Source organism: Gilliamella sp. B2923 (genome assembly GCF_026536565.1).
Classification (GTDB): domain Bacteria; phylum Pseudomonadota; class Gammaproteobacteria; order Enterobacterales; family Orbaceae; genus Gilliamella.
Map to the genome: position 1 here is coordinate 149,840 of NZ_JAFNNZ010000007.1, position 6,837 is coordinate 156,676.

Below are 6,837 nucleotides of genomic sequence, written 5' to 3' on the forward strand. Positions count from 1 at the left end.
TTATAAATCTGCTATCGTTCACCTTTCACTTTGTTCTTCATTTAAGGAATCGCAAATAATGGCTAAAGCCGATGTTATTTATATTAATGGTTACATTTATACCGCAGATAGACAAGATACTGTCTGTGAAGCTATAGCAATTAAAAATGGTTATATCATTGCCACTGGTAGCACGCAAGAGATAAATAACAGTCATTATGTAGATAATCATACTACAGTTTACGATCTGCACGGCAAAACAATGATGCCAGGCATTATTGATTCACATTTGCACACCTTCTGGGGTGGGATGCAACTGTCATCTTGCAATCTCAACTATCAAAGTTTAACGGTCGAACAAACGCTAGCCATTATTCAAGATTATTTAGATAAAGATGAAACTAATCATGATTCACACTGGCTACAAGTTCGTGGTTGGCTAAGACAAGAAGTCCTGCCGATTGGTACTGACATCACTCGTTTTGACCTTGATAAGCTAAATACCAAGCGCCCGGTTATTTTGTTTTCTAATGACTGTCATACTTTGGTTGCTAACACAACGGCTTTGGAAAAATTCGGCATCGATAAAAATACCCCGGAACCGACTGACGGTAAAATCGGTCGCACCGATGACGGTGAACCGAATGGCATTTTAGAAGATGCGCCGGCCATGCGTGCTTTTGATAGTATTTCGAAACTGACCGAAGAACAAGCCGCACATATTGCTAAATTAGCACAAGCGGAACTAAACAAACAAGGGGTAACAGCGGTTATGGATGCTCGGATAACCGAAACCCAAGCCGATGCCTTTTTAAAGCTACAACAGCAAGATCAACTTACTATACGCTTATTTGGCGCACGTGAGTTACCGCCGGATGATGTCACCTCAATCGAAGCTATCCCGGCTTTACTGGAAAAAGTTAAACAGTTTGCCAGCCGTTACGACGATAAAAACTGGCAACCTAAGCCCGGTATTAAAATTTCACATACTAAACTGTTTGTTGACGGGGTAATGCAAGCGCCATTAATGACAGCAAGACTGTTGCAACCTTATCAACTTGAGCATGAAAAAGATCGTTATGGTGATTTATACTACTCAACTGAGATGCTAAATGCTTTAATTTTAGAGTCATCTCGTGCCGGTTTTCATCCACATATGCATACAGTTGGCGAAGGTGCCATTGAAGTGGTGCTTGATGCCATCGAAAAAATGCGCCAAGCATTACCCGATGCCGATATCCGCCCTAGCACGGCACATAATGAACTCAGTGCAGCACATCAATATGCAAGGTATAAGCAATTAAATGCTTGTGTCGTGTTTTCATTCCAATGGGCTGGCTGTAGCGATGCCATGGTTGAACAATATCAAACACTATTTGGCGAAAAGCGCTATAACGGTTTAGAATCCCATGGGCAATATATTGATGCAGGCGTCAACTGCGCCTTTGGTAGCGATTGGCCAATCGATCCATTAAATGAGTGGTATGATTTTCAAGTAGCCATGACCCGACAAATTGATGCACAGCATCCACGATTAAACAGTGACCGTAATTTAACCGCTACCGAAGTTTTACGCTGTGCAACCATTGGTGCCGCTTATGTGCTCAAACAAGACGAGTATATTGGCTCAATTGAAAAAGGTAAATTTGCTGATTTGATTATTTTAGATCGCAATCCATTTACCATTCCGGCAACCGATATGCAAAATGTCAAAGTGTTAACCACAATTGTCGGTGGTAAAACAGTTTATCAGCAAGATTAAAGTAAAAAAGCGTTTTTATTACTATAAAAATTTAAGTTGACTATCTCCAATCGTGTGGCGAGATAGTCAATTTGGGCTGATAATGCAGCCTCAACTAGATAGTATTACACCGTCAGCATTGACGGTGTAATATCATTGATTACTGATCTTCAATGACCTCTTCAGTCTGATCGGCATTTTTTCGGGTAAAGTGTAAAATGGCGGCAATAATAAAAGCGCCAATAAACATATCGATCACATACCAAACTGCACCTTTCGTTACGCCACCTAAAGCAACTAGTCCACCAAATGCTACCAGCGAATCGATACCATTAATCATACCTAACATACCGGCAATGGCTGTACCAACCACAATAGCAATAATCACTCGTTTAGGATCTTTGGCGGCAAAAGGGATTGCACCTTCGGTAATGCCAGCCAGTGACAGAAAGAAAGCTGTGATACCAAACTCTTTTTCTTCTTTGGTATATTTAGCTCGAGACACAATTAACGAAGACAACGCTAACCCTAATGGCGGAATGGCACAGCACATACGAAATACACCATTAGGGCCATATACCCCTTCTGCCATTGCGGCTAACGTAAAGGCCGTGGCGGCTTTACTACAAGGTCCACCCATATCTAATGCCGCTAATATGCCAATACCGATACCTAAAAATGCCGCGTTGACTTCTGACATACCTTTTAGTGTTTCCACCATGGCTTTGACAAACCAATCAAGTGGATAAGATAAGCCATAGATATAGATCGGAGCCATAACCAATAATGTCACCGTTGGAATGATCATAACAGGCATTACTGAGGCAATAACAGGATGAACTTTAACCGTTTTAAACCACTTAACAAAATAGCCGATTAAAATACCAAAAATCATTGCACCAATAAAACCAGTGCTGACTTGATTAACACCAATAGGATTATTAACCACATACCCCATAATAAACGCCGGTGCGAGCGCAGCGTTACCGCCAATAGAATAAGCCATATAAGCGGCTAAAACCGGCACCATCATCGCAAAGCCATAAAAAGCGACTTGCTGAAGATCGGCAAAGAATTGATTACGAGGCAATATGGTATCGTTAGTCACCTCACCTGTCATTAACACTAGGGAAAAGAGTATGCCTGAGGCAATAATAACCGGCAGAAATTTACTGATACCGGTATTAAGTGCTCTGAAAATCTCTTTGCCAATGCTGTCTTTAACCACGTGAGTAGCAATCTTATCGGCATTATCAAAAATGTTAACGGTGTTTTTCACCGCTTCGCCGGTGCTCACTTTAATGATATTGTTAAATGGCTCTAATCTATCTGCATTTTCAATTGAAATATCCGTTGCTAATAAAATCACATCAGCACTTTTTAAATCTTGTTCCGCCAAAGCATTATCAATGCCTGCTGCACCTTGCGTTTCTACTTTACAATCCCAGCCACGTTTTTTGGCTTCATTTTCAATCTTCCCTTTAGCAATATAAGTATGTGCCATACCGGCTGTACAAGCACAAATTGCGACGATCTTTTTGCTTTTCACTGACGCTTTATTCATACAAACCTCGAATCTTATCGGCAAGTAGTTGGGTATTACAATTGAGTAAATCTTGGACAAATTCATCATTTGCCAAATTGGAGGCTAATTTGGCAATAATGGTGAGATGTTCTTGATTAGCGTGTTGCGGAGCACCAATCATAATAACTAATTTGACTTTGTTATCATTATTCCAAACTACCCCTTTAAGATATCGACCAATGACAATAAACGGTGTTTTGACCGCTCCACTTTTAGCATGAGGCAAGGCAATATCTGTCAGTACATCTGTTTCCATTTCTTGCTCATGAGCGATGACATCTTGAAAAAATTGTGTGACATCCGTTAAATACGCTTTACTACTTTCTGCCATTAATTGGATCACTAATGATTTATCTTGAGCAATATCATCAGTTAATTCGACAGGAATAACAGGAATTGAAGCCATAAATAAATCCTCTTAATTATTATTCTGTATAAAATTTCAATAAAATAAACATATACAAAACAAATATATAACGATTCTTTTTTATTGACACTCAATTTTTGGCTTAAATAATTAGACTTTGATCACAAATCTGAAAGATTTAAAATTTATCAATTTGAAAATAAGCATTGCGTTTATTAGCAAATTCTCACACCGAATAAAACTCGTCGCTAAGCATTATCAGCTGAGGAGCAACCCAATCCGCTTGCTTCAATTTGTTATCAGCATAATAACGATACTTAAACATTTAACAGAAAAAACTTCAGGTTTATTAAGCTTAGTAGCTAACGCTGATAAAGCAAAAATTTTAATAGGTGAGAAGCAAGCTAGTAAGAAACAAGCTTGAAATACTGACAGTTAGAGATCAATACAATAATTTCAAGTTTCTTAAGGAAGGTCTGTTTTTTATTTAGATATAAACTTTAAAATCAACTTATTTTAAAAAACATTAACTTGTTGACTGATTGAATGTTTACCTTATACTATGCGCAATTGTTTACCGGCAGTACAAAAATGTTCAACTCCTCAAATCTTCTCAATTGTGTACTCTTTCCAATCGTTAAGCCTAATTATTCAAAATTAAATCGCCAATTAGAAAATAAAGTGATTGTCATTACCGGCGCTAGCTATGGAATTGGTGAAAGTCTGGTTAATCTTTTAGCCAATATTCAATGCCATCTTATTTTAGTTGCTAGAACACATGATAAATTGATAAATATACAGCAGTCATTAGCTCACAAAAAAGCTAAGATTGATATATTTTCAGTTGATTTACGCGAATCGGAACAATTGGATAATTTAATGACTAATTTACAGCGATACTCTGTTGATATCTTAATCAATAATGCTGGCAAATCAATTTGTCGACCAATACTGCAATCATTATCACGTATGCATGATTTTGATAGAACGATGAAGTTAAATTATTATGCACCGGTCAAACTCTGCTTGGCGTTAATTCCCCATTTACAGCGTAATCAAGGGCAAATTATTAATGTTTCCGCCATAAACGTACTTTTAGCCCCAACGGCTAATTGGGCTGCTTATCAAGCCTCAAAAACGGCCTTTGACCAATGGTTAAACTGTGCAAGGCCAGAATTGGAAAATCAGAAAATAAATGTTTCAACAGCTTATTTACCTCTTGTTAAAACACGAATGATTGAACCTACTAAGATTTATAAGAGATTTCCTGCCTTACAAGCTGATGAAGCTGCAACCATAATTTGCCGTTTATTACAAACAAAAAAACATCAATATAAACCATGGTGGGCCATTATTGTTCAACTTGCCTCATTATTTTTTAATAATATTTGGGTTAAATTGAACCGTTATTTTTTGAAGAAAAAGCTATGATAAAACTTATTAAAGCGCTATATAAAAAGAAATTATTAACTTTATTAGGCATTTGGCACTTATTAAATAGCATTCATATTGTTGGTATCAATTTAATGGCGTTGCTTTATGTTCGTCAAAAACTTTCTCCTAACCAAATTGCTATCGATGAGAACGGCACTGGCACCGATTATCGTACCCTTTTTAACCAATCTCAGCACCTTGCCAAACAATTAGCAATTAATTTTAAAATAAAGCGTCATCAAAAAGTCGCTATTATAGCGCACAACCACCTACTCTTAGTTCATACTTTATTTGCTATGACAAGATTAGGCGTTGATGTTTATCTTATCAATACTGAACTGTCGACAAATCAACTTAAGTCCATTCACGAAAATGTCGGTTTTGACTGGATAATTCACGATCCAGAAATAGCGTGTTTATCAAATGTAAAAAGCTTACCCATTTATCATGAAAGCCTTATGTCAATTCACTCTCTATTAGTTTCAACCTCGACAATTGATGTAAAAATTAAAACGACCCACTTCTCAAAAATTACTGTTTTAACGAGTGGCACAACAGGTCGTTTTAAATTAGCAGCGCGCGATAGTAAGGCACAAAATTTTATTAGTCCATTTTGTCAACTACTGGTGAAACTAAATCTTTTCCGTTATCAAAAAATCTATATTGCAACGCCTATTTATCATGGGTTTGGCATGGCAAGTTTATGTATAGCTGTGTTATTAGGTGCAACAATGTTTTTAACAAAAAAATTTGATAGTCAAAAAGCATGTGGGTTAATTGCGAGTAACCAAATAGAGGTGGTTACACTTGTTCCTTTGATGTTAAATAGGATGTTGAAATGCTCTAAACATCAACTCACTAGTTTAAAATGTATTATTACCGGAGGAGCGCCAATTACAGCAATATTAGTTGATCAAGTCATTACTACGCTTGGAAAGATATTATTCAATTTGTATGGCACATCAGAAGCAGGTATTTGCATGATTGCCTCGCCCGATGATCTCTCTATTAAGCCAGAAACCATTGGTAAACCGCTGAGAGGATTATCAACTAAATTGCAGAAGCAAAACAATGAATCACAAAAACACCATGAGTTGTTTATTAAATGTGCTTGGTCAACTGTAGGCAACCATTGGGTTTCAACAGGAGATTTAGTCTATCAAGATGCTGACGGTTATTACTTTTTAGCAGGTCGAGTTGATGATATGATTGTTTCAGGTGGTGAAAATGTTTATCCATATGAACTTGAACACTGCTTATCAACTCATCCGGAAATTAATGATGTAACAGTGATAAGTGTGCCGGATGAAGAATTCGGGCAAAGATTGGTCGCCTTTATTGTTTTAAATCCTAATACCGAACAATCCGAAACTAAAATACAGGATTGGCTTAAATCAAAAATAGCCCGTTATCAGATGCCAAAAAAAATCATTTTTATCGACGAACTACCGATGACAAGCATTGGAAAAATAAACCGTAAAAAATTACAAAAGCTATTTTTTAATCATTTAAGTAATGCATAACATTTAGTTAGCAATAAATGAACTGTTGTCCATTATTATATTCGACCCTATAAATAAATTTGTGTATTTGCCTATTTTTGAACTACTCTAACGAGTAAAAAATGGGTAGATATAAATGGACGAAAAAAAACTAAGAGAAATGGCCGCAGAGCTCGCCAAAGGCATTAAAACTCAGGAAGATTTAGGCAAATTAACGGGCTTTATGAAT

General features: G+C 37.0%; 5 protein-coding genes. 3 read left to right on the plus strand and 2 right to left on the minus strand.

What is annotated here, in order from left to right; all coding sequences use genetic code 11:
• The first annotated feature begins 58 nt into the window (after positions 1–58).
• Positions 59–1,741, plus strand: coding sequence for an amidohydrolase (locus J3U42_RS09045; protein WP_267336258.1), 1,683 nt, complete (start codon positions 59–61; stop codon positions 1,739–1,741).
• Between the two features lie 139 nt (positions 1,742–1,880).
• On the opposite strand, the gene J3U42_RS09050 is transcribed toward J3U42_RS09045, so the two are convergent.
• Together J3U42_RS09050 and J3U42_RS09055 are read right to left on the minus strand one after the other, a co-directional pair.
• Positions 1,881–3,284, minus strand: coding sequence for a PTS fructose transporter subunit IIC (locus J3U42_RS09050; RefSeq protein ID WP_267336259.1), 1,404 nt, complete (start codon positions 3,282–3,284; stop codon positions 1,881–1,883).
• The gene (locus tag J3U42_RS09055) at positions 3,277–3,711 is read right to left on the minus strand and encodes a PTS sugar transporter subunit IIA (RefSeq protein ID WP_267336260.1); all 435 of its coding nucleotides are present in this window, start codon (positions 3,709–3,711) and stop codon (positions 3,277–3,279) included. Before J3U42_RS09055 ends, J3U42_RS09050 begins: the two co-directional genes overlap by 8 nt.
• 552 nt (positions 3,712–4,263) lie before the next feature.
• Between J3U42_RS09055 and J3U42_RS09060 the strand changes: the two genes are divergently transcribed.
• Complete coding sequence (locus tag J3U42_RS09060) at positions 4,264–5,103, plus strand: SDR family NAD(P)-dependent oxidoreductase (protein WP_267336261.1); 840 nt, start codon at positions 4,264–4,266, stop codon at positions 5,101–5,103.
• Entirely contained in the window at positions 5,100–6,629 is a 1,530-nt protein-coding gene (locus J3U42_RS09065) for an AMP-binding protein (protein ID WP_267336262.1), read from the plus strand. Before J3U42_RS09060 ends, J3U42_RS09065 begins: the two co-directional genes overlap by 4 nt.
• Positions 6,630–6,837 lie beyond the last annotated feature (208 nt).